The organism is Nonomuraea ferruginea (assembly GCF_039540635.1).
GTDB lineage: Bacteria > Actinomycetota > Actinomycetes > Streptosporangiales > Streptosporangiaceae > Nonomuraea > Nonomuraea ferruginea.
Genome location: NZ_BAABFD010000013.1, coordinates 161,073 through 182,389, shown reverse-complemented (window position 1 = coordinate 182,389; position 21,317 = coordinate 161,073). Strand labels below are relative to the sequence as shown.

Genomic DNA, 21,317 nt, shown 5'->3' with positions numbered 1-21,317 from the left:
TCTTACCCACAGCGGGCGGATCAGTTCGTCAGCAGTGCCACGACGAGGATGGCGATCACCACGGCGGCCGCGGCGGCCACCCCCATGAGCACCAGCATGCCGGTGCGGTTGCTGGGGCGTTGCTCGGGGCCGACGATCGAGAACAGGTCGGTGCCGAGACCGGGCGCGTCGTCCGGCTCCGGCGGCAGGGCCGGCGGGAACTGCTGCTGCTGCCGACGCGGCGGCATCTGCTGAGGGCCCGACGGGTGCGGCATCTGCTGCGGGCCCTGGCCGGGCGGCTGCTGCTGCGGGGCGGGCGGGTAGACCTGGAGGCCGGGGGAGTTCGGCTGGGGGCGGGGGAGACGGGTCGTGGTGAAGGCGCCCTCGTCGGAGTGCGGCCCGCGCTGCGGGGGCGGGCCCTGCGGGCTCGGCGTCTGGGGGAGCGGGGTCTTCGGGCGCATCATGCTCACGGTGCGCTCCGAGTCCTGCGGACGCTCCTGCGCGGGCGGGCGGCTGAACGCGTCACGTCCGGCGCCGTACGGGTTCCCCCCACCCGATCCCGCGCCGTACGGGTCGGAACCACCCGATCCCGCGCCGTACGGGTCAGGACCGCTCGGTCCTGTGCCGTACGGGTCGGAACCGCTCGGTCCCGTGCCGTACGGGTCGGAACCGCTGGGTCCTGTGCCGTGGGGGTCGGACCTGCTCGGTCCTGGGCGGCCGTGCGGGTCGGTGCCGGCGTAGGGGTTCGCTCCGGCGGGGCGGGGGGGGCCCGCACCGGGGGAGGGGGGTGTCTGCGCGGCCGGAGCCTGGGGGTACGGGCGGTCGCCAGGAGCGGGACCGGGGCCGAAGTGGCTGGGCCCGCCCGCCGGGCCGGGGAAACCGGCGGGAACGGGGCCGGCGCCCGGAGGGACCGGGCCGACCTGCGGCGAGGCGCCGGGACGGGGGGCTTGGGGCAAGGAGGGCTCCTGGTCGGCGAGTGACTCGGCCGTGATCACCGGCATCTCGCTGGTCGGCGTGTCTGCGACCATCCGCAGCATGGTCTCCGCCTGGGCGGCGTTCAGCCGGCGCTGGTGGTCCTTGTTGAGCAGACCGTCGAGCACGGGCCGCAGCGGGCCCGCCTGGGTGGGCGGGTCGGCGCTCTCACTGAGCAGCGCCGCCAGCGTCTCGGCGATCGTCGCCCGCTCGTACGCGGGACGGCCCTCGACGGCGAAGTAGAGCGTCGCCCCGAGCGACCAGAGGTCGGACTCGGGGCCGGTGTAGTCGCCTCTGGCACGTTCCGGCGCGGTGTAGCCGGGCGAGCCGATGACCATGCCGGTCCTGGTCAGCTTGGAGTCGCCCTCGGCCTTGGCGATGCCGAAGTCGGTGAGCACCACGCGCCCGGTCTCGGTGATCAGCACGTTGCCGGGCTTGACGTCGCGGTGGGTGATGCCCTGGGCGTGCGCGGCGCGCAGCGCGCCCAGCAGGTCGACGCCGATCTCCGCCACCAGCCGGGGCGGCAGCGGCCCCTCCTCGTCGATCACCTGTTCCATGGAGCGGCCCTCGACGAGCTCCATGATGATCCACGGCCGGTTGGCGTGCACGATGACGTCGTGGATGGCCGCGACCGCCGGATGGCTGATGCGGGCGGCGAGGCGCCCTTCGCGGACCATGCGTTCGCGCAGCTCGGCGCGCTGCTCCTCGGTCAGCCCCGAGTCCTGGCGGATCTCCTTGACCGCGACCTCGCGGCCGAGCGCGCGGTCGCGGGCCCGCCACACGGTGCCCATGGTGCCGCGGCCGAGCGGCGCGAGGAGCTCGTAGCGCTCCGCGAGCAGGTGCGTCTGCTGTTCCGGCATGAGAAGAAGATATCGATTCTCGCTTGGGAAGTGCTTTACCCTCGCTTGCGAAGTTCTCTAGGCCAGAACCGCCGAGGAAGGAACAACTTTATCACCGTAGCCATGAAACGGGCATAAGTGGATGGCATTGGACGGGATTCGACCCGCCTGCGGTGGACACCCTCACCCGGCCGGCGTTCCTGACGCTGCGGGGGAACACTCAACGGGGGTGTGGTGACGTCGGCCCGGTGGAGGCCGCGGTGGGTGGGCCGGCGTGCGAAAGCGGGCGCGCTCGGCACCATCGCGGGACGCGGGAGCCTGCGCGGGGTCAGCGGCTCCTCGGCCGAGCCGCCCCCCGCGACGCGGGTCAGCATCAGCGAGGCGCGCACGGAGTCGAGGCGGGTGTGGGGGTCGATGCGGAGCAGCGCGTCCAGGACCGGCGCGAGCGGCCCCGCCTTGCTCATCGGGATCGGCTCGCCACTGGTCAGCGCCGCGAGCGCGGCGGCCGCCGTACGCCGTCCGTGGAGGCCGCGGCCCTCGACGGCGGTGTAGAGGGTCGCGCCGAGCGACCACAGGTCGGCGGCGGGGCTGGCCTTGGAGCCGAGCACGCGCTCCGGCGCGATGTAGCCGGCCGAGCCGAGGACGATGCCCGCCTGGGTGATGGAGACGTCGCCTTCGAGCGCGGCCAGGCCGAAGTCGGTGAGCACCGCGCGGTCCTCGGTCACCAGCACGTTGCTGGGCTTCACGTCGCGGTGGAGGATGCCCTTGGCGTGGACGGCGCGGAGCGCGCCGAGGATCTGGCGGCCGATCTCGGCCACCCTGCGCGGCTCCAGCGGCCCCCGCTCCTGGATGAGCTGCTCAAGGGACCTGGCGCGGAGCAACTCCATGACGATCCACGGCCGGTCGTCCTCGGTGACCACGTCGAAGACCGTGATCACGGACGGGTGCGCCACCATAGCGGTCGCCCGGCCCTCGCGCTCGGTGCGCGCGCACAACTCGGCACGCAACTCCTCGTCGAGGACTTTGGGCAGGCGGACCTCCTTGACCGCCACTTCACGATTGAGCAGCTCGTCATGTGCCCGCCACACGGTGCCCATGCCGCCGCGTCCGACCGGCTCCACGAGCCGGTAGCGCGCGGCGAGGAGGTAACCGGAGGGCGCACGCATGCCTGGCAGCTTACCTATTCGTGTAAACCGACCAGTAGAGGCCGGGCCGATTATTTGTTGCGAATCCAAGTCAACTCGCCTGACTGGTCGGGTCAGTGACATGTCATGGCGCTTTCCCCCGCGAGTGGTCCGCAGCCCTTCTGAAAGGCGCGCACACGACACCGTCAGCAGGTTGTAAGGCTGTGGTAAGGGCGCGGGGGCATCGTGGGCGCAACGGGCAGGGATCCTCAGAGGAGGCCGGAAACTGTCGGTGCCGGTCGTCAGAATGAAGGCATCCGCCCGAAGGTCGACCGACGAAGACCAGAGGACGTGAAGAAGATGCGCCAGATCCGGGTTCGGCGCCGGCCCCGCAGGCCGAGCGCGACCTCGCTGGACCTCCGCACGCCGTCGGGGCGCAAGCTGCCCTACTGAGACCAGGACAACCAGGAGCGCCACCTGAGAGGTGCGAGATGTGCAGTCACTTCCCCGAATGTCCCAGCGCCGGCTCATTGAACCGTGAGGCCGCTCACGTGCTCAAGGCCCACCCCGACCAGGGCTGGAGCCTGCTCTGCAACGGTGTGGTGCTGTTCGAGGACACCGGCCTGCTGCTCCCCGACGGCTCGGTCGTCGCCCCCCACCGCACGCTGCTCGCCGCCTGAGCGGCCGGTGCCGGGTATCACCCGGCACCGGCCACGGGTCAGCGCCGCCGGCCGATCGACAGCACCGGCCCGGTGGTGTCGGTGAAGAAGTCGTTGCCCTTGTCGTCGACCACGACGAAGGCCGGGAAGTCGACCACCTCGATCTTCCAGATCGCCTCCATCCCCAGCTCCGGATACTCCAGCACCTCGACCTTCTTGATGCAGTCCTGCGCCAGCCGGGCGGCCGGGCCGCCGATGGAGCCCAGGTAGAAGCCGCCGTACTGCCCGCAGGCCTCGGTCACCTGCCGTGACCTGTTGCCCTTGGCCAGCATCACCATCGAGCCGCCGGCGGCCTGGAAGCGCTCCACGTACGAGTCCATCCGGCCCGCGGTGGTCGGCCCGAACGAGCCGGACGCGTATCCTTCCGGGGTCTTGGCCGGGCCCGCGTAGTAGACCGCGTGGTCCTTCAGGTACTGCGGCATCTCGCCGCCCCCGTCGAGCAGCTCCGCGATCTTGGCGTGCGCGATGTCGCGGGCCACGACGAGCGGCCCGGTGAGCGACAGCCGGGTCTTGACCGGATACTTCGACAGCTCGGCCAGGATCTCCGGCATCGGCCGGTTGAGGTCGATCGAGACGACGTCGCCGGACAGGTGCTCGTCGGTGGTGTCGGGCAGGAACCGCGCCGGGTCCGTCTCCAGCCGCTCCAGGAACACGCCCTCGGGAGTGATCTTGGCGAGCGCCTGCCGGTCGGCCGAGCAGGAGACGGCGATGGCCACCGGGCAGGAGGCGCCGTGGCGCGGCAGCCGGATCACCCGCACGTCGTGGCAGAAGTACTTGCCGCCGAACTGCGCGCCGATGCCGAGCTTCTGCGTCAGCTCGAAGACCTTGGCCTCCATCTCCAGGTCGCGGAAGCCGTGGCCGGACTCGGAGCCCTCGGTGGGGATCGAGTCGAGGTAGCGGGCGCTGGCGTACTTGGCGGTCTTGAGCGCGTACTCGGCGGACGTGCCGCCCACCACCACGGCCAGGTGGTAGGGCGGGCAGGCGGCGGTGCCGAGGGAGCGGATCTTCTCCTCCAGGAAGGCCATCATCCGCTTCTCGTTGAGCACGGCCTTGGTCTCCTGGTAGAGGAACGACTTGTTGGCCGATCCGCCGCCCTTGGCCATGAACAGCAGCTTGTACTCGTCGGGGTGGCCGTGCGGGTCCTCGGCGTAGAGCTCGATCTGGGCGGGCAGGTTGCTGCCGGTGTTCTTCTCGTCCCACATGGTCAGCGGGGTCATCTGGGAGTAGCGCAGGTTGAGCTTGGTGTACGCGTCGTACACGCCGCGGGAGATGGCCTCGGCGTCGCGGCCGTCGGTGAGGACGTGGCGGCCGCGCTTGCCCATGACGATCGCGGTGCCGGTGTCCTGGCACATGGGGAGCACGCCGCCGGCCGAGATGGAGGCGTTCTTCAGCAGGTCGAGCGCCACGAACCGGTCGTTGCCGCTGGACTCGGGGTCATCGACGATCTTGCGGAGCTGGGCCAGGTGGGACGGGCGCAGGAAGTGGGAGATGTCGTGGATGGCGGCCTCGGTGAGCTGCCGCAGCGCCTCGGGGTCCACTTCGAGGAACGTGCGCCCCGCCGCCTCGACCGTCCGCACCCCTTCCGATGTGATCAGCCGGTATTCGGTGTCGTCGGCACCCAGCGGGAGAAGGTCGGTGTAGTCGAAGTCGGCCATGTCCATCCTTTCGATCCGCTAGAAGGGTACGCCTTTGCCGGTCACCGTCCGTCCCTTGGGTGGCGCGGGGGTCGCCTCGGAGGTGCGGGAGCGCGCCCCGCTCAGCCCGACCAGGATGCCCGCGATCACCAGCCCCGCCCCGGCCAGGTCGTAGGCGGACGGCGTGGCGACGCCGAGCACCAGCCCGGTGACGATCGCGCCGACCGGGATGAGCCCGGCGAACAGCCCCGCCCTGCCCGGCCCCAGCCTGGGCAGCGAGCTGTACCAGAGCAGGAACGCCACCACGGTCACCACCACGGCCAGATAGCCGAAGCCCAGCGCCTCGGCCGTGGTCGGCACCCGGAGCATGCCCGGCCCCTCGCGCACCACCCCGATCGCCGCCAGCATCGGCACGGCCAGCACCGTGGAGTACGTCGACACCCGGATCGCGCCGAGCTTCGGCAGCAGCGGCAGCGCCAGCACGGAGAAGCACACCTCGCCCGCCAGCGCGCCCAGCGCCCACAGCAGGCCGGGCAGGTTGCCGCTGCCTAGCCCGGTGGCGAGCGTCGCGCCCGCCACGACCACGGTGGCCCCGGCGAGCAGGCGCGGCGCCGGTCGGCCGCCGGCGAACGCCAGCCAGAGCGGCACGGTGCCGAGGACGGTGCCGACGAGCGCGGGCCCGGCGGCGCGGGCGGACTCGACCACGAACACGTTGAACAGCGCGAGCCCGGTCAGGGCCAGCGCGCCGAGCAGCAGCCACTCCCGGGGCGTCAGGCGGACGAACCGCAGCCCCATCACCCGGGTGATCGCCACCAGGATGACGGCCGCGACCAGGTAGCGCACGGCCTGCCCGCCGTACACGGGATAGTCCCCGACCAGGTCGGACACTCCGGCCAGGGTGCCCACACAGAACATGGCCGCGGTGGCCCCGGCGACTCCGCTTCTCATGGCTGCCAGGCTAGGGACACAATGGTCCGCGTAAACAGTCCAATCCAGCGCTGCGACAGAGGACCAATGTGGCCGACCTCCATGTGCCAATAAATCGGGAAAAAGGGGGGATCGCCGGGCAGATCGCCTCCCATCTGCGCGACTCCGTCCGTCATGGCCGCCTCGCCCCCGGCACCCGCCTGCCCGCCACCCGCGACCTCGCCGCCGACCTGAGCGTCTCCCGCGGCGTCGTGGTCGAGGCGTACGAGCAGCTCGTCGCCGAGGGGTTCCTCGTCTCCCGGGTCGGCGCCGGCACCCAGGTCGCCGCGACCGCCGCGCACCGCGCCGAGCCCTCGCCGGTCCAGGAGGGCGCCCCCTACTACGGACACCGCCCGACCTCGCCCGACCTCGGCTTCTTCCCGAGGGAACGCTGGCTGGCCGCGATCCGCCACGTCCTCGCCACCATGCCCGGCGACGCGCTCGACTACGGCGACCCCGGCGGCGTCCCCGAGCTGCGCGAGGAGCTGGCCGGCTATCTGAGGCGGGTGCGGGCCGCCGACGTGCGCCCGGACAACCTGGTCGTGGTCGGCGGCGTGGCCCAGGGGCTGAGCCTGATCCTGCGTGTCCTCGCGGGGGCCGGCCGGCTCCGGCTCGCGGTGGAGGACCCGGGCAGCCACCGCCAGCTCCCGCTGCTGCGCCGCGCGGGCGCGGACCCGGTGCCGGTCCCGGTCGACGGTGAGGGGCTGGACGTGACGGCGCTGCGGGACCGGGCGGACGCGGCGCTGGTCACGCCGGCGCACCAGTTCCCCACGGGCGTGGTGCTCTCGCCCGCGCGGCGGGCCGCGCTCATGGAGTGGGCCCGCGACGGCGACCGGGTCATCCTGGAGGACGACTACGACGCCGAGTTCCGCTTCGACCGCGACCCGGTCGGATGCCTCCAGGGGCTCGCGCCCGACCGGGTGATCCTGTCCGGCAGCGTGAGCAAGGCGCTGGCGCCCGGCCTGCGGCTGGGCTGGGTCGTCGCCCCGGCCCGCCTGGCCGAGGCGGTCCGCCGCGCCCGGGGCGAGCTGGACCTGGGCTCCCCGGTGATCGAGCAGTACGCGCTGGCCCACTTCCTGCGCACCGGCGGCTACGACAGGCACCTGCGGCTGATGCGCAGGGAGTACCGCCGGCGCCGGGACGCCCTGGTCGAGTCGCTGGCCCGCGAGCTGCCCGAGGTCCGGGTCCTGGGCATCGAGGCGGGCCTGCACGTCTACCTGGAGCTGCCGCGGGGCTGGGACGAGGACCGGATGGCCGCGGCCGCCCGGAAGCTGGGCCTGGTCGCCGAGCCGGTCGGCCCGATGCGCTTCGGCGCCGGCCCGCCGGCGGTGGTGGCCGGGTTCGCCCGGTTGCCCGCGCGCCGCGCCGCGGAGACGATACAAGGGCTTAAAGTCCTTATGTCTGGACAAATAGAGATCTGAGGGTTACAAAGAAGGCCGATCCCAACGGGAGGTGCCATGCGCGTGGGTTTGCTGGGGCTGGGACGGATCGGCGCGTTCCACGCCGCGACGCTGGCCGCGCACCCGCTGGTCGACGACCTGATCGTGGCCGACCCCGTACGGACGTCGCCGCACGGCAGGCCCGGAGACCCCTTCGAGGCCGACGCGGTGGTCATCGCCACCCCCACGAGCACCCACGCCGAGCTGCTGCTGGAGGCGTGCCGCCGGGGCGTCCCGGCCTTCTGCGAGAAGCCGGTGGCCGGCGACGTCAAGGGCACGCTGGAGGTGCTGGAGGCGGCCGGGGACAACCGGGTGGTGATCGGGTTCCAGCGCCGGTTCGACGCCGGGTACGCGGCCGCGGCGGCCGCGCTGCGCCGGGGCAACCTCGGCGACCTGCACCGGGTGCACCTGATCACCGCGGACCCCGCGCCGCCGCCCGCCGGGTACATCCCGCTGTCCGGCGGCATCTACCGCGACTGCCACATCCACGACTTCGACATCCTGCGCTGGGTGACCGGCCGCGAGGTCGTCTCGGTGTACGCGACGGGGGCGAACCGGGGGGCCGCCTTCTTCGCCGAGGCGGGTGACGTCGACACCAGCGCCGCGCTCCTCACCCTGGACGACGGCACGCTCGCCACCGTCCAGGGCTCGCGTTACAACGGCGCGGGGTACGACGTCCGCATGGAACTGGCCGGCACCAGGGGTACGAGGGCCGTCGGCCTGAGCCCGCGCGCCCCGCTCACCTCGGCCGAGGGGCTGACGCCGGGGGGTGAGCCGTGGCCCGACTTCGTCGCCCGGTTCGCCGACGCCTACCGGGCCGAGCTCGACGGGTTCCTGCGCGGCGCGGACGGCCTGTGCACGGTCGAGGACGCGCTGGCGGCGCTCTTCGTGGCGGAGGCGGCCGAGCTGTCCCGGCGCGAGCGCAGGCCGGTCGAGGTGGCCGAGGTCAGGCCGAGCTCACCGCGGTGAGGTGACCGCCTTCGGCTCGAACCCCCTGGCCAGGACCACGATCGCGGCGGCCAGCACCAGCGGCGCGGCGAAGCCTGCGCGCATGCCGGCCGCGTCCGCGAGCCCGCCCACCAGGGCCGAGCCCACGATGAAGCCGACGTAGTTGAACAGGTTGACCCGGGCGATCGCCACCCCGGTGCCCGACGGGTCCAGCCGTCCGGCGGCCGAGAACGACTGCGGCGCCACCACCGAGAGCCCCACCCCGGTCAGCCCGAAGGCCACGATCGCCAGCGGCTGGCCGGGCGCGAACACGATCCCCAGGAAGCCCAGCGTGGCGATCGCCCCGCCCAGCCTGACGACGGCTGCGGGACCGTACCTCCTGACCACCACGTCCCCGGCCAGCCGCACCAGCAGCGTGGTCGCCTGGTAGGCGGCGTAGGCCAGCGGGATCACCCGGGCGTCGGCGGACAACTCGTCCTGCATGAAGACCGTGCTGAAGTTCGAGACCGCCGCGTCGCCCACGTACAGGAAGCCCATGGCCAGGCAGAGCGGGATGATCGGCCCCCACGGGAACCGGGTCCCGGCGGCGCGCTCCACGGTGCCGGCCCGCTCCTCGTCCGGCGCGTACAGCCGGGGGCCGGCGTAGAGCGACCCCGCGACGGCGAGCACCATGGGGATCGCCATGACGGCCTCCAGCGGCAGCCCGTCGCCCGCCGCCGACACCCACAGCGCGCCCGCCAGGCTGAACACGCTCCACAGGCAGTGGAAGCCGTTCAGCACCGCCCGCCCGTACCTGCGCTCGACCGCGACGCCCTGCATGTTCATGCCCGCGTCCACCGCGCCGACCGCCACGCCGAACAGCAGCAGCACCGGCACGAGCAGCGTCACGCTGGGAGCCAGGCCGGCGAGCACGACGGCCACCGCGACCGCGGGCTGGGCCAGGCGCAGCAGGAGCCGGCTGCCCAGGCGGGCGGCGAACGCGCCCGCCGCCACGCTGCCCACCCCCGCGAACACCGGCACGATGAGCAGCAGCGCGGTCAGCGCCCCGGTGCTCAGCCCGTGTTTGTCCTGGAGGTGCGCGACCTGGGTGAGCAGGGTGGCGAAGGACAGGCCCTGCACCGCGTACACGGCGAAGGTGGCGAAGCGGGCCTGGCGATCACGCGGAGACGGCACGGCGGCCTCCTGAGTGGGGGGAAATCAAACGTGAGGCTGGGTCAGGTTAATCGCTGGGAACGCCGCTCCACCAGCACTCAGGCAAGGTTCTTCGGCCGGCTTTCCACCGCGCCCGCCACGGCGTGCTCCGCCGACAGCTTCCTCCCCGCCGCCCAGAAGCCGAGCGCCGCCACCGCCGCCACCTCCACGGCCGCCAGCCCGCGCTCCACCAGGCCGAGCGGCACGACCTGCCACCACCGCAGCCCGTCCTGCGCACCGAGCAGCACCAGCACACCAAGCCCCGACACGTACAGCAGCGAGCACACCCCGAGCCCGAACGCCACCAGCGACGCGGGGCGCCGCACGCCGCGCCGCCACGGCCTGGCGATGATCAGCGCGGCCAGGGGCAGGCACAGGAAGGCCACCAGGCTGCCCGCCCGGTGGATGCTGCCGCTCAGGCTCGGCCCCACCGACCAGTCGTGCTTGGGGAAGTAGGCCGCCACCAGCAGCCCGGCGCTCCACGCCAGCAGCGCGAGGGTGCCGACCGCCCCCGCCAGCCTGGCCCGCGCCAGCGACACCCCGATGGCCGCCGACCCCACGGCCAGCAGCGTCACGCCGAGCCCGAACAGCCAGCCCAGCTCGGTCAGGCCGTGCTCGCTGATCGTGCGCCGCAGCGGGTCGATCTCGCCGAGGGCGGCCACGTCGAGCCCGAGGACGACCACGACCCCGGCGCCCACCGCGCCCAGTCCCCAGCGTGCCGGCCGTCGCACGGCGCCCTCCCATGTCGATCTCTCCGGGTCCAACGGCTCGCGGACGCCGGGGATTCCGATCGGGCAAAGCTCGTGTTCGCCGGATATCGTGTTAGGCGTGAACGAACGCCCCGGATCCTGGCTCCCCCGCCTGCAGGAGGCCGGTGAACGGCTGGCCGAGGAGTGGGTGTCGGCCCGCCGCCCACCCAAGGACAAGCTCCCGCAGCCCGCCGAGCTGCGCGCGTCCGACGCCGACCGCGAGCGCATCGCCCAGGTGCTGCAGGACGCGCACGCCGACGGGCGGATCACGCTGGAGGAGCTGGAGGAGCGGCTCGGCGTCCTCTACTCGGCCCGCACGCTCGGCGAGCTGGCCAAGCTGACCGAGGACCTGCTGCCCGCCGACGAGCAGCCGCTCAACCTCGACGGCAGGCCGGTCTCCGCGTTCTTCCGCCAGCAGCAGCGGGGCGGGCGCTGGGTGGTGCCGGCGGAGCTGGACGTCACCGCCATGTTCGGCACCACCAAGCTCGACTTCCGCGACGCGATCCTGCAGAACAGCCGCGTCGTCATCAACGCCACCCTGGTCTTCGGCGGGCTGGAGATCCAGGTGCCGGAAGGGCTGGAGGTCATCCGGGTCACCAAGGACAAGACCGCACGGCTCACCAAGGGCCCCGAGGAGCCGGGCGCGCCCGTCGTCGAGGTGCGCACCACCAACTTCGTGGGTGACGTCTCGGTCAAGCAGCCCAAGCGCAGGCGCCGCCGCTGATCAGCCCGCGGTGTCGAAGTTGATCGCGCTGTAGGCGCGCAGCTTCCACAGTTGGTGCTCGCTCTCGATCTTGCGGATCGTGCCGGAACGCCCGCGCATCACCAGCGACTGGGTCATCGCCACGCCGCCGCGGTAGCGTACGCCGTCCATCAGCTCGCCCTGGGTGATGCCCGACGCCGCGAAGAACACGTCGTCGGACTTGACCAGGTCGTTCGTCGTGAGCACCTGGCCGAGGTCGAGCCCGGCGTCCAGCGCCTTGCGGCGCTCCGCCTCGTCGCGCGGCCACAGCTTGCCCTGGATGACGCCGCCCAGGCACTTGAGCGCGCACGCGGCCACGATGCCCTCCGGCGTGCCGCCGATGCCCAGCATCAGGTCGATGGCGGAGCCGCCGCGGGCCGCCATGATCGCGCCCGCCACGTCGCCGTCGGTGATGAACTTGATCCGCGCCCCGGTCTCCCTGATCTCCTTGACGAGCTGCTCGTGCCGGGGCCGGTCGAGCACGACCACAGTGACGTCGGCGGGCGAGCAGTGCTTGGCCCTGGCCACCGCCCTGATGTTGTCGCCCACCGGCCGTTCGATGTCGACCACGTCGGCCGCCTCCGGGCCGGTCACCAGCTTCTCCATGTAGAACACGGCCGACGGGTCGTACATCGAGCCGCGCTCGCTCACCGCGATCACCGAGACCGCGTCCGGCATGCCCAGGGCGGTCAGCCGGGTCCCGTCGATCGGGTCGACGGCCACGTCGCACTCTGGACCGCTGCCGTCACCCACCTGTTCGCCGTTGAACAGCATCGGGGCATGATCCTTCTCGCCCTCGCCGATGACCACCACACCGTTCATCGACACCGTGTTGATCAACTGGCGCATGGCGTTCACCGCGGCGCCGTCGGCGCCGTTCTTGTCACCCCTGCCCACCCAGCGGGCCGCGGCCATCGCCGCCGCCTCTGTAACGCGGACGAGCTCCAGAGCGAGGTTACGATCGGGGGCATGCTCGCCCGTGGCCAACGGCTCGGGCACCGAGGTCTGATCCGACATGATGTGTGAGGCCTCCTCGTGACGACTATCCCGATGGTAGTTGTCCCTGTATCCCCGGTCAGCGGAGGATAATGTGCCAACCATGAGCAGCGAAGCGCAACCGCCTGTGACAGGCCGCACATCCGAGCGTGGTGCGGCCACGCGCTCCGCGCTGCTGCGCGCCGCCAGAGACGTCTTCGTCTCCAAGGGCTTCGCCGAGGCGGGCGTGACCGACGTGGTGGCCAAGGCCGAGGCCAGCGTCGGCAGCCTCTACCACCATTTCGCCGGCAAGGCCGACCTCTACCTCACGCTGTTCGAGGAGTTCCAGACCCGGCAGGCGCAGCGCACCAAGCAGGCCGCGCGCGCCGCCCGCGAGGCCGGCGAGACCGACCCGATGCGGGTGTTCGTCAGCGCCGCCCGCGCCTATCTCGACGGCTGCCTGGCCGAGCGCGAGCTGGCCGCGCTGTTCCTGCGCGGCGACGGGCCGCCCGGCTTCGAGGTCGTCATGCGCGACCGGCTCCGCACGTGGGCCCGCCGCAACGCCGCGCTCTTCGACGACGACGAGAACGCGCTGGTGGTCGTCCTGACCGGCGCGCTGGCCGGCGCCGTCAGCGAGATCGTCCAGTCGGGCGACAGGAAGCTGGCCGAGAACGTCCTGGAGATCATCGGCCGGCTCCGACCCGCCGGGTCCGCGACCGGCCCCGCCCGCGGGTAACCTCGCTAACTGTGCGACGGTTCACCGAAGGTTTTCACGGCTACGTCGTGGCCGTGCTCGTCTGCCTGGCGGCGGTCGGGCTGTTCCTGCTGGTCACACCGAGAGGCCAGGCGGAGCACATCCCCAAGCGCGACTACTCCATCACGGTCGCCAACTTCTCCCGTACGGTCCCGTACACGGTGTGGGAGCCCGCCTCGGATCCCGAGGGGTGGATCTCCAACAGCAACCGGATCGCCGAGGGCGAGAACGGCGCCCAGGTCCTCCACATCGGGTACGCCACGGCCGCGCGCGAGCACGCGATGTTCATCCAGAGCGACGAGAAGCCCGCGGCGGAGTTCGCCAACCGCATGGCCAACTCCGACAAGGCCGTCGGCACCCAGCAGGTCGGCGGCGAGACGTGGGAGCGGCGCTTCCGCGAGGACAAGAAACAGCGCTCCCTGATCCGCGTGCTGCCCGACGTGACGCTGGTCGTGACTGGCACCGCCGACTGGCCGGAGCTGGGCCAGCTCGCGTCCGCGCTGCGAGAACGTCCCAAATCGGCCACCTGACCCGCCCCGGACGCTGCTAGCATCAGCGTCCGCGTGGAAGGACGCGCCTTGACGGGTGCCGGTTCTGCTGTCAACCACGTGCGAAGGCCCCCGCCCGAGGCGGGGGCCTTCCCTTTGGCGCGGCATTAAGGTGGGGAGCGTGGCTGACGAGAAGACGCCCTCGTACGAGCAGGCGCGCGAGGAGCTGACCGACGTGGTGCGCCGTCTGGAGGCCGGCGGGCTCACGCTGGAGCAGTCGATCGAGCTCTGGGATCGCGGCGAGAAGCTGGCCGCCGTCTGCGAGGAATGGCTGCAGGGCGCCCGGGTCAAGCTGGCCGCCGCCATGGCCCGCCGGGCCGAGCCAGGCACCCAGGACGACACGCCTTTCTGAACAAGGGCCCCGTCGGGGATGACCGGCCCGCCGTGTTCCCCTTCCCGGCCCGCGGTCAGCTGAGCCGGTCTGACGGGGGTGGTTCGCTCCCCGCACCCTTCTTTCGGCCTGTGGTCAGCTGAGCCGGTTGAGGGTGATGACGGGGATGACGCGGGTGGTCTTGGTCTCGTAGTCGGCGAAGCCGGGCGCCTTCTCCACCATGCGGGCGTAGAGCCGGTCGCGCTCCTGGCGGTCCACGACGGAGGCCTCGGCCTGGAACTCTTCGGTGCCGATCTCGACCTTCACCTCGGGGGTGGCGCGGAGGTTGTGGAACCACGCCGGGTTGTCGTCGGCCCCGGCCTTGGAGGCGATCACGACGAGCCGGCCGCCGTCCTCCAGGTACATCACCGGGCTGGTCACCTGCCTGCCCGACTTGGCACCCGTGGTGGTCAGCAGGAGCAGGTCGGCGCCCTCGAAGTAGCCGCCCACCTTTCCGCCGTTCGCCCGGAACTCCTCGATGACCTGCTGGTTGAAGTCGCTCATGGTTCCTCCTGTCAAAGCGGAGAGCCCTCCGTATTGTGTCAACCGCGGAGCCTAACCGGAGATTCCTCCGGTTGCAACGCGCGTATGCTCGGATCCGTGTGCGGACGTCGCCAGCTGCCGGTGGTGGGGCAGCCCCAGCCGGAGCGCGCCGACGCGGCGCGCAACCGGCAGAAGATCATCGATGTCGCGGCCCGCATGATCGAGAGCCGGGGTGCCGACCAGCTCTCCCTGGACGAGGTCGCCAAAGAGGCCTGCGTCGGCGTCGGCACGGTCTACCGGCGCTTCGGCGACCGGGCCGGGCTGGTGTGGGCGCTCATCGACGAGCGGGAGCGCCGCTTCCAGGAGGCGTTCATGAGCGGCCCGCCGCCGCTGGGGCCGGGAGCGGCGCCGGCCGAGCGGGTCGGGGCCTTCCTCGCCGGTCTCGTGGACCGCGTCGTGTCGCAGCTCGATCTGTTTCTGCTGGTGGAGCTGGGCTCACCCAAGTCCAGGTTCGGCGGGCCCTATCGGGTCCACCATACCCACCTGGCCACGCTGCTGGCCGAGGCCAGGCCCGACGCCGACCCGCACTTCCTGGCCGACGCCCTGCTGGCCCCGCTCAACGCCCACCTGATCTCCTACCAGCGCGACGAGCGCGGCCTGACGGTCGAGGAGATCAAGGCGGGGGTCGCCTCCATCGCCGCAGCGGTCACGGCTCGGCCCGCACCGTGAGGCGGTCGTCGGGCAGCCGTACGGTGAGCTCGTCGCCCGGCGCGACCTCCTCGGCCCGGCGCACGACCTCGCCCGTCGGGCGCTGCACGATCGCGTAGCCGCGCTCCAGCGTGGCCGCCGGCGACAGCGCCACCAGACGGGCACGCACGTGGCCGAGGTCGTCTCCGGCCCGGTCCAGCGAGCCCGACAGCGCGCGCCTGGCGCGCTCGCGCAGCGCGTCGGCCTGCTCGGCGTGCCGCTCCAGCTCGCGCACCGGATCCGCGAGCGAGGGACGCGAGCGCACGGCCGCCAGCCAGGACATCTCCCGGTCGAGCCAGCCGCTCACCACCCTGCGGCCGCGGTCGCGCAGCTGGCGCACCAGCGAGAGCTGCTCGCCCACGTCGGGGACGACCTTCTTGGCGGCGTCGGTGGGGGTGGAGGCGCGTACGTCGGCCACCAGGTCGAGCAGCGGGCTGTCCTGCTCGTGGCCGATCGCGCTGACGACCGGGGTGCGGCACGCGGCCACCGCGCGCACCAGCGTCTCGTCGGAGAACGGCAGCAGGTCCTCCAGCGACCCGCCGCCCCTGGCGATGACGATCACGTCGACGCCGGAGTCGGCGTCGAGCCGGCCCAGCGCCTCGGTCACCTCGCCCACCGCGTACGGGCCCTGGACCGCGACCTCCTCCACCTTGAACCGCACGGCGGGCCAGCGGCGCCGCGCGTTCTCCAGCACGTCGCGCTCGGCCGCGGAGTCGCGGCCGCAGATCAGCCCGACCGTGCCGGGCAGGAAGGGCAGCCGCCGCTTGCGCTCCGCGCCGAACAGCCCCTCGGCCGCCAGCAACTGGCGCAGCCGCTCCAGGCGGGCCAGCAGCTCGCCCACGCCGACCGGGCGGATCTCCAGCGCGGTGAAGGCGAACGAGCCGCGGTTGACCCAGAAGTCCGGCTTGACGTGGACCACGACCCTGGCGCCGTCGGCGGGCCTGGGCATCGCGGCCTCGTACACCCCTCGCGGGGCCGTGACCCGGGCGGACACGTTGGCCACCGGGTCGCGCAGCGTCAGGAAGACCGTGCCGCCGCGCGCGCTCAGATCGGTGATCTGACCCTCGACCCAGACCGTGCCCAGCTTGCCGATCCAGCCGCCCACCATCTGCAGGACCGTGCGGACCGGCAACGGCGCCTCGGGCGTGGTCTTGGACGTCATTCGCCCGCGCGCAGCTTGGCCAGGCGGTTCTCGTACATGCGGATCACCTCGGGCCGACCCGAGGTGGCCTGCTCGTACGCGAGGTACTCGGCGATCTGCTCGCCGGTCTTGCCGCGCATGCGGGCGCGCAGCGACGCCACCGACAGCGAGGCGAAGCCGGGCAGCGGCTCGGCCAGCTCGCCCGCGCCCAGGGCCGGCTCGTGCTCGGCGACGGCGGCGGGGACGGTCTCGGCGGCCTCGGCCAGCTTCGCGGTCTCCGGCGCCTTGGCGGGCGCGGCCTTGGCCTTCTTGGCCTTCGGCTTCTCCTCGGCCTGCTCGGGCTCCGGCTCGGTGACGGTCACCGGCTGGGCGACGGCCGGCTCATGGGCGAGCGTCGGCTCGGAAGCGGGCTCCGGCGCGGCGGCGGGCTTGTCCTCCGGCTTGGGCTGCGCCTCGGTCTTGGCCTCGGGCTTGGCCTCCGGCTCGGGCCGCGCCTCGGTCTTGGCCTCGGTCTTGGCTTCGGGCTTGGTCTCGGTCTTGAGCTTGGCCTCGGGCTCGGGCTTCGGCTTGGTCTCCGGCTCGGGCTTGGTCTCGGCCTCCGGCTTGGTGTCCGTCTTGGCGGCCGGGCTGAAGATGACAGGGTCCGGCTTGGTCTTGGCGGTGCCGTTGGGCTCGGCCGCCTCCGGCCTGGGGGCGAAGATGACCGGCTCCTTGCGGGCCGGTTTCGTCTCCTCCTCGGCGGCGGCCGGCTTCTCGGCCGTCGCGGGACGGGATTCGAGGTCGTCCTTCTTCTCCTCGTCCTTGCCGCCCCTGAGCGAGTTCTTCACCCGGTCGACCAGCATGAGCGTCTGACCGGCGGCGCTGAGCGTGGTCTGGACGACGAAGAGCGGCAGCTCGCGGGCCTTCTCCTTGAGCCTGTCCTTGTCGGTTACGGTCTTGGCGATGTTGCGTATCACGTCGCTGAGGGACATGTACGTCTCCCTGGGAGGTCAGTGTGGAACGGCCAGTCTGGCAAAACGCGGGCACACGCGCACGCGCGGGCCGGTCGGCCGCTCCACGTAGCATATGGACTATGGAGCTCCACACCCCTACTTCCCGCCGCGTGCTCGTGGCCAGGCCGCGCGGTTACTGCGCCGGAGTCGATCGTGCCGTCGTGGCGGTCGAGAAGGCGCTGGAGCAGTACGGCGCGCCCATCTACGTGCGTAAGCAGATCGTCCACAACACCCACGTGGTCAAGACGCTCGAAGCCAAGGGCGCGATCTTCGTCGAGGAGACCGAGGAAGTGCCCGAGGGGGAGATCGTGGTGTTCTCCGCCCACGGCGTCTCTCCCGCCGTGCACGCCGAGGCCGAGCAGCGCGCGTTGCGCACCATCGACGCCACCTGCCCGCTGGTCACGAAGGTCCACAACGAAGCCAAGAGATTCGCCGGTCAGGACTATGACATCCTGCTCATCGGTCACGAAGGGCACGAGGAGGTCGAGGGCACCAGCGGCGAGGCGCCCGACCACATCAAGCTCGTCGACGGCCTCGACGCGGTCGACCAGGTCGAGGTGCGCGACCCCGGCAAGCTGGTGTGGCTGTCGCAGACCACGCTGTCGGTCGACGAGACCAACGAGACCGTCGCTCGGCTCAAGCAGCGCTTCCCGGCCCTGATCGACCCGCCCAGCGACGACATCTGCTACGCCACCCAGAACCGGCAGGTCGCGGTCAAGGAGATCGCCGCGGAGTCCGAGCTGGTGATCGTGGTCGGCTCCGACAACTCCTCCAACTCCAAGCGCCTGGTCGAGGTGGCCAAGGAACACGGCGCCGCGGCCGCCTACCTCGTCGACAACGCCACGTTCATCCATGACGAGTGGCTCGACGGCGTCACCACGGTCGGCGTCACCAGCGGCGCGTCGGTGCCCGAGGAGCTGGTGGAGGAGGTGCTGGCGCGGCTGGCGAGCCACGGCTTCGACGACGTGACCGAGGTCGAGTCGGTGCAGGAGAAGGTGCGCTTCGCGCTGCCCCACGAGCTGCGCAAGGATCTGCGCGTCTCCTAGTCCTCGCCCCTGGGCGTGCCGTAGACCCGGGGCTCGAAGTAACCTTCGGGCTCCGGCACGTACGGCTGCGGCTGGCGCGGGCGCGGCACCTCCGCGCCCGCCCTGAGCTCGTCGCGGAGCTCCCGCACGTTGTCGCGCAGCCCGCGCGCCCACGCCACGCCGAGCACGATCGCCGAGCCGGCGAACAGCCAGGGCGCGCCGCGCGACAGCGAGCCGTAGAGGCCGAGCGCGAGCGACTGCAGGATGCCCACGGAGACGAGCGCCCGTCCCAGCTCGACGAAGAGGGTCGCGACGAAGAACACCAGCGGCGGCGTCACCACCAGCGACAGCAGCTCGCGCGGGTTGACCAGCACCACGCCGAGCACGCACGCGGCCACGAACGCCAGGCCGACCAGCAGCTGCATGTCGAGCAGGGCGGCCAGCACGTAACCGCCGAGCGTGGAGACGAGCGTGAGCGCGATGGCGCCGCGGGCGGTCAGCCTGACGGCGGAACGCTTGCCTGTGCCGGTCACCGGCCCCACCCCCCTTATTGCGACCCGTTGGCCAACTTACCGTTCGTGTGTGTGATGAGAGACGTGGTTTCGAGCAGTTCGGGGGATGCCAGGGGTCGCGGCACGCCCTCGACCATCTCGGGGGAGTCGAGCTCGCCGTCGACGACGCCCAGATCGTGCAGTTTGCGTGCGGTGACCAGGACTCGGCTTTCCAGCGACCCGACGGTCTTGTTGTACATCTCCACGGTACGGGCCAGCGACCTGCCGAGCGACTCCACGTTCCGGCCCATCGAGGACAGTCTTTCGTACAGCTCCTTGCCCAGCTCGAACACCGCGCGCGCGTTCTCGCTCAGCGCGGCCTGCTGCCAGGCGTAGTGAGCGGTGCGGAGCATCGTGATCAGCGTGGTCGGGGTGGCGATGTGCACGCGGCGGGCCATCGCGTAATCCAGCAGGGCGGGGTCGCGCTCCAGCGCGGGCGCCAGGAACGCCTCGCCGGGGATGAACAGCACCACGAACTCCGGCGTGGGAGCGAACGCCTGCCAGTAGGACTTGGCGGCCAGCCGGTCGACGTGCTCGCGCACGTGCCGGGCGTGCGCGTCGAGCCGGACCGTGGCCAGCGACTCGTCGCCCGCCTCCGCGGCCTCCAGGTAGGCGGCCAGCGACACCTTGGCGTCTACCACGATGTTCTTGCCGCCGGCCAGCCGGACCACCATGTCGGGACGTACCGGGCCCTCGGCGACCTGCTCGTCGAAGTCGCAGTGGCGCTGCATGCCGGCGATCTCGGCGACCCGGCGCAGCTGCATCTCGCCCCATCGGCCGCGCGCCTCCGGTCGCTGCAGCGCCCGCACCAGCGCCATGGTCTGGGAGCGGAGCTGCTCGTGGCTGTGGCGGACGAACTCCATCTCCTTGGCCAGCTCCGCCCGGGCCGCGCGCTGGCCGGACTCGGTGTCGCGCAGCTGCGTCTCGACCCGCGCCAGCGCGTCGCGCAGCGGCTCGACCAGATGCTCGACGGCCTGCCTGCGCTGCTCCAGATCGCCCGCCGCCTCCGCCCTGGTGGCGGCGAGACGGGTCTCGGCCAACTCCAGGAAGCGCACGTTGTTGACGTCGAGCGCGCGGGTGGACAGGGCCTGGAAGCGCTCGGCGAGCTGCTCCTCGACGTAGACGAGCTTCTCGCCGGCGGACTTGGCGCGCGCGTCGGCCTCGGCCACCCGCACCGCCGCTCTCGTCCTGGCCACGAGGAACCCGACGGCGGCGCCGATGAGCAGGCCGAGGAGAAGCGAGACGACATCCATCTGATCGATGATTGCAGCCCGTCCCGCCCGCATCGGCCCCCGACACGCCTGGCCGCCTTCGGGGAGCAAGTAAACTCGCTGGGCGTGAGCCTCTCCATCGGCATCGTCGGCCTGCCCAACGTCGGTAAGTCCACGCTGTTCAACGCGCTGACCAAGACCGGCAACGCCCTCGCCGCCAACTACCCGTTCGCCACCATCGAGCCCAACGTGGGCATCGTGGGCGTGCCGGACGAGCGCCTGCCCAAGCTGGCCGAGATCTTCGGCTCCGCCCGCATCCTGCCCGCCAAGGTGGAGTTCGTCGACATCGCGGGCCTGGTCAAGGGCGCGTCGGAGGGGCAGGGGAGGGGCAACCAGTTCCTCGCCAACATCCGCGACACCGACGCCATCTGCCAGGTGATCCGGGTCTTCAATGACCCCGACGTCACCCACGTCGACGGCGACATCTCCCCCAAGCGCGACATCGAGACGATCAACACCGAGTTGATCATGGCCGACCTGCAGACGGTCGAGAAGGCCATCCCGCGCCTGGAGAAGGAGTCTCGCCACAACAAGGACAAGAAGCCCGCGCTGGAGGCGGCCCAGGCCGCGCTCGCGGTCCTGGAGACCGGCAAGACCATCTTCGAGAGCGGGCTCGGCGGCCCCGACCTGCGCGAGCTCCACCTGCTGACGGCCAAGCCGTTCCTCTACGTGTTCAACGTCGACTCCGACGAGCTGGTCGACGACGCGCTGAAGGCCCAGATGTCGGCCCTGGTCGCGCCCGCCGAGGCGGTGTTCCTCGACGCCAAGCTGGAGTCCGAGCTGGCCGAGCTCGACGAGGAGGAGGCCATGGAGCTGCTGGAGTCCGTCGGCCAGCACGAGTCAGGGCTGAGCAAGCTCGCCCGGGTCGGCTTCGAGACCCTCGGCCTGCAGACCTACCTGACCGCCGGGCCCAAGGAGTCGCGCGCCTGGACCATCCCCAAGGGCGCCACCGCGCCGGAGGCGGCCGGGGTCATCCACACCGACTTCCAGCGCGGCTTCATCAAGGCCGAGGTGGTCTCGTTCGACGACCTCGTGGAGGTCGGCTCGATCGCGGCCGCCCGCGCGGCCGGCAAGGCCCGCGTCGAAGGCAAGGACTACGTCATGCAGGACGGCGACGTGGTGGAGTTCCGCTTCAACGTGTAGCCGCGGTGGCCCTCC

At 72.0% G+C, this 21,317-nt stretch carries 22 protein-coding genes; 10 read left to right on the top strand and 12 right to left on the bottom strand.

The genetic code is table 11. The features are described 5' to 3' along the window. Positions 1–20: 20 nt before the first annotated feature. Together ABD999_RS24850 and ABD999_RS24845 are read right to left on the bottom strand one after the other, a co-directional pair. Positions 21–1,811, bottom strand: coding sequence for a serine/threonine-protein kinase (locus tag ABD999_RS24850; RefSeq protein ID WP_271275816.1), 1,791 nt, complete (start codon positions 1,809–1,811; stop codon positions 21–23). 35 nt (positions 1,812–1,846) lie between these two features. After that, positions 1,847–2,956, bottom strand: coding sequence for a serine/threonine-protein kinase (locus tag ABD999_RS24845; RefSeq protein ID WP_219544036.1), 1,110 nt, complete (start codon positions 2,954–2,956; stop codon positions 1,847–1,849). A gap of 449 nt (positions 2,957–3,405) precedes the next feature. Between ABD999_RS24845 and ABD999_RS24840 the strand changes: the two genes are divergently transcribed. Beyond that, positions 3,406–3,594, top strand: coding sequence for a DUF5999 family protein (locus ABD999_RS24840; protein WP_148029184.1), 189 nt, complete (start codon positions 3,406–3,408; stop codon positions 3,592–3,594). Positions 3,595–3,632: 38 nt separating this feature from the next. Here ABD999_RS24840 and ABD999_RS24835 read toward each other — a convergent pair whose 3' ends face one another. Then, complete coding sequence (locus ABD999_RS24835) at positions 3,633–5,288, bottom strand: fumarate hydratase (RefSeq protein WP_148029185.1); 1,656 nt, start codon at positions 5,286–5,288, stop codon at positions 3,633–3,635. A gap of 18 nt (positions 5,289–5,306) precedes the next feature. After that, entirely contained in the window at positions 5,307–6,215 is a 909-nt protein-coding gene (locus ABD999_RS24830; RefSeq protein ID WP_219544033.1) for a DMT family transporter, read from the bottom strand. A gap of 68 nt (positions 6,216–6,283) precedes the next feature. Between ABD999_RS24830 and pdxR the strand changes: the two genes are divergently transcribed. Together pdxR and ABD999_RS24820 are read left to right on the top strand one after the other, a co-directional pair. Further along, positions 6,284–7,654 (top strand): MocR-like pyridoxine biosynthesis transcription factor PdxR, encoded by a 1,371-nt coding sequence (gene pdxR / locus ABD999_RS24825; protein ID WP_271279169.1) that lies wholly within the window; start codon positions 6,284–6,286, stop codon positions 7,652–7,654. Between the two features lie 36 nt (positions 7,655–7,690). Then, a complete protein-coding gene (locus ABD999_RS24820; protein ID WP_271279168.1) occupies positions 7,691–8,641 on the top strand; it encodes a Gfo/Idh/MocA family protein in 951 nt (316 codons plus the stop codon). Here ABD999_RS24820 and ABD999_RS24815 read toward each other — a convergent pair. After that, positions 8,630–9,793, bottom strand: a complete 1,164-nt coding sequence (locus ABD999_RS24815; protein WP_271279167.1) for an MFS transporter — start codon at positions 9,791–9,793, stop codon at positions 8,630–8,632. The genes ABD999_RS24820 and ABD999_RS24815 overlap by 12 nt on opposite strands. Positions 9,794–9,870: 77 nt before the next feature. After that, positions 9,871–10,542, bottom strand: a complete 672-nt coding sequence (locus tag ABD999_RS24810) for a DUF998 domain-containing protein (protein WP_271279166.1) — start codon at positions 10,540–10,542, stop codon at positions 9,871–9,873. A gap of 97 nt (positions 10,543–10,639) precedes the next feature. Here ABD999_RS24810 and ABD999_RS24805 point away from each other — a divergent pair, with 97 nt between their 5' ends. Then, the gene (locus ABD999_RS24805; RefSeq protein ID WP_187280940.1) at positions 10,640–11,284 is read left to right on the top strand and encodes a DUF1707 SHOCT-like domain-containing protein; all 645 of its coding nucleotides are present in this window, start codon (positions 10,640–10,642) and stop codon (positions 11,282–11,284) included. On the opposite strand, the gene glpX is transcribed toward ABD999_RS24805, so the two are convergent. Beyond that, complete coding sequence (gene glpX / locus ABD999_RS24800) at positions 11,285–12,319, bottom strand: class II fructose-bisphosphatase (protein WP_148029191.1); 1,035 nt, start codon at positions 12,317–12,319, stop codon at positions 11,285–11,287. Positions 12,320–12,401: 82 nt separating this feature from the next. On the opposite strand from glpX, the gene ABD999_RS24795 reads away from it, so the two are divergent. From ABD999_RS24795 to ABD999_RS24785, 3 genes are all read left to right on the top strand, one after another. Next, on the top strand, positions 12,402–13,013 hold the full coding sequence (locus ABD999_RS24795) for a TetR/AcrR family transcriptional regulator (RefSeq protein ID WP_148029192.1): 612 nt from the start codon (positions 12,402–12,404) through the stop codon (positions 13,011–13,013). 11 nt (positions 13,014–13,024) lie between these two features. Continuing rightward, positions 13,025–13,561, top strand: a complete 537-nt coding sequence (locus ABD999_RS24790) for a DUF4245 domain-containing protein (protein WP_271279165.1) — start codon at positions 13,025–13,027, stop codon at positions 13,559–13,561. Positions 13,562–13,700: 139 nt separating this feature from the next. Beyond that, positions 13,701–13,931, top strand: coding sequence for an exodeoxyribonuclease VII small subunit (locus ABD999_RS24785; RefSeq protein ID WP_271279164.1), 231 nt, complete (start codon positions 13,701–13,703; stop codon positions 13,929–13,931). Between the two features lie 114 nt (positions 13,932–14,045). Here the strand turns inward: ABD999_RS24785 and ABD999_RS24780 are convergent, their stop codons facing one another. Then, entirely contained in the window at positions 14,046–14,453 is a 408-nt protein-coding gene (locus ABD999_RS24780) for a nitroreductase family deazaflavin-dependent oxidoreductase (protein WP_271279163.1), read from the bottom strand. 96 nt (positions 14,454–14,549) lie between these two features. Between ABD999_RS24780 and ABD999_RS24775 the strand changes: the two genes are divergently transcribed. Continuing rightward, entirely contained in the window at positions 14,550–15,161 is a 612-nt protein-coding gene (locus ABD999_RS24775) for a TetR/AcrR family transcriptional regulator (RefSeq protein WP_219544025.1), read from the top strand. On the opposite strand, the gene xseA is transcribed toward ABD999_RS24775, so the two are convergent. Both xseA and ABD999_RS24765 read right to left on the bottom strand, forming a co-directional pair. Then, positions 15,139–16,341, bottom strand: a complete 1,203-nt coding sequence (gene xseA, locus ABD999_RS24770) for an exodeoxyribonuclease VII large subunit (RefSeq protein ID WP_219544024.1) — start codon at positions 16,339–16,341, stop codon at positions 15,139–15,141. The two genes, ABD999_RS24775 and xseA, sit on opposite strands and share 23 nt — an antisense overlap. Beyond that, positions 16,338–17,291, bottom strand: coding sequence for a DUF8129 domain-containing protein (locus tag ABD999_RS24765; protein WP_271279162.1), 954 nt, complete (start codon positions 17,289–17,291; stop codon positions 16,338–16,340). The genes xseA and ABD999_RS24765 overlap by 4 nt, the downstream gene beginning before the upstream one ends. Positions 17,292–17,392: 101 nt before the next feature. Here ABD999_RS24765 and ABD999_RS24760 point away from each other — a divergent pair, with 101 nt between their 5' ends. Then, on the top strand, positions 17,393–18,358 hold the full coding sequence (locus ABD999_RS24760; RefSeq protein ID WP_271279161.1) for a 4-hydroxy-3-methylbut-2-enyl diphosphate reductase: 966 nt from the start codon (positions 17,393–17,395) through the stop codon (positions 18,356–18,358). On the opposite strand, the gene ABD999_RS24755 is transcribed toward ABD999_RS24760, so the two are convergent. Then, positions 18,355–18,870, bottom strand: coding sequence for a DUF6542 domain-containing protein (locus ABD999_RS24755; RefSeq protein WP_148029199.1), 516 nt, complete (start codon positions 18,868–18,870; stop codon positions 18,355–18,357). The two genes, ABD999_RS24760 and ABD999_RS24755, sit on opposite strands and share 4 nt — an antisense overlap. Positions 18,871–18,884: 14 nt before the next feature. Beyond that, complete coding sequence (locus ABD999_RS24750) at positions 18,885–20,141, bottom strand: DNA recombination protein RmuC (protein WP_148029200.1); 1,257 nt, start codon at positions 20,139–20,141, stop codon at positions 18,885–18,887. An 84-nt stretch (positions 20,142–20,225) separates the two neighbouring features. On the opposite strand from ABD999_RS24750, the gene ychF reads away from it, so the two are divergent. Next, a complete protein-coding gene (gene ychF, locus ABD999_RS24745; protein WP_271279160.1) occupies positions 20,226–21,302 on the top strand; it encodes a redox-regulated ATPase YchF in 1,077 nt (358 codons plus the stop codon). Positions 21,303–21,317 lie beyond the last annotated feature (15 nt).

Bases quoted from the DNA above. Each gene is read 5' to 3' on its own strand.
- ABD999_RS24850 (WP_271275816.1), bottom strand. From the start codon at position 1,811: ATGCCGGAACAGCAGACGCACCTGCTCGCGGAGCGCTACGAGCTCCTC.
- ABD999_RS24845 (WP_219544036.1), bottom strand. From the start codon at position 2,956: ATGCGTGCGCCCTCCGGTTACCTCCTCGCCGCGCGCTACCGGCTCGTG.
- ABD999_RS24840 (WP_148029184.1), top strand. From the start codon at position 3,406: ATGTGCAGTCACTTCCCCGAATGTCCCAGCGCCGGCTCATTGAACCGT.
- ABD999_RS24835 (WP_148029185.1), bottom strand. From the start codon at position 5,288: ATGGCCGACTTCGACTACACCGACCTTCTCCCGCTGGGTGCCGACGAC.
- ABD999_RS24830 (WP_219544033.1), bottom strand. From the start codon at position 6,215: ATGAGAAGCGGAGTCGCCGGGGCCACCGCGGCCATGTTCTGTGTGGGC.
- ABD999_RS24820 (WP_271279168.1), top strand. From the start codon at position 7,691: ATGCGCGTGGGTTTGCTGGGGCTGGGACGGATCGGCGCGTTCCACGCC.
- glpX (WP_148029191.1), bottom strand. From the start codon at position 12,319: ATGTCGGATCAGACCTCGGTGCCCGAGCCGTTGGCCACGGGCGAGCAT.
- ABD999_RS24795 (WP_148029192.1), top strand. From the start codon at position 12,402: ATGAGCAGCGAAGCGCAACCGCCTGTGACAGGCCGCACATCCGAGCGT.
- ABD999_RS24780 (WP_271279163.1), bottom strand. From the start codon at position 14,453: ATGAGCGACTTCAACCAGCAGGTCATCGAGGAGTTCCGGGCGAACGGC.
- xseA (WP_219544024.1), bottom strand. From the start codon at position 16,341: ATGACGTCCAAGACCACGCCCGAGGCGCCGTTGCCGGTCCGCACGGTC.
- ABD999_RS24765 (WP_271279162.1), bottom strand. From the start codon at position 17,291: ATGTCCCTCAGCGACGTGATACGCAACATCGCCAAGACCGTAACCGAC.
- ABD999_RS24760 (WP_271279161.1), top strand. From the start codon at position 17,393: ATGGAGCTCCACACCCCTACTTCCCGCCGCGTGCTCGTGGCCAGGCCG.
- ABD999_RS24750 (WP_148029200.1), bottom strand. From the start codon at position 20,141: ATGGATGTCGTCTCGCTTCTCCTCGGCCTGCTCATCGGCGCCGCCGTC.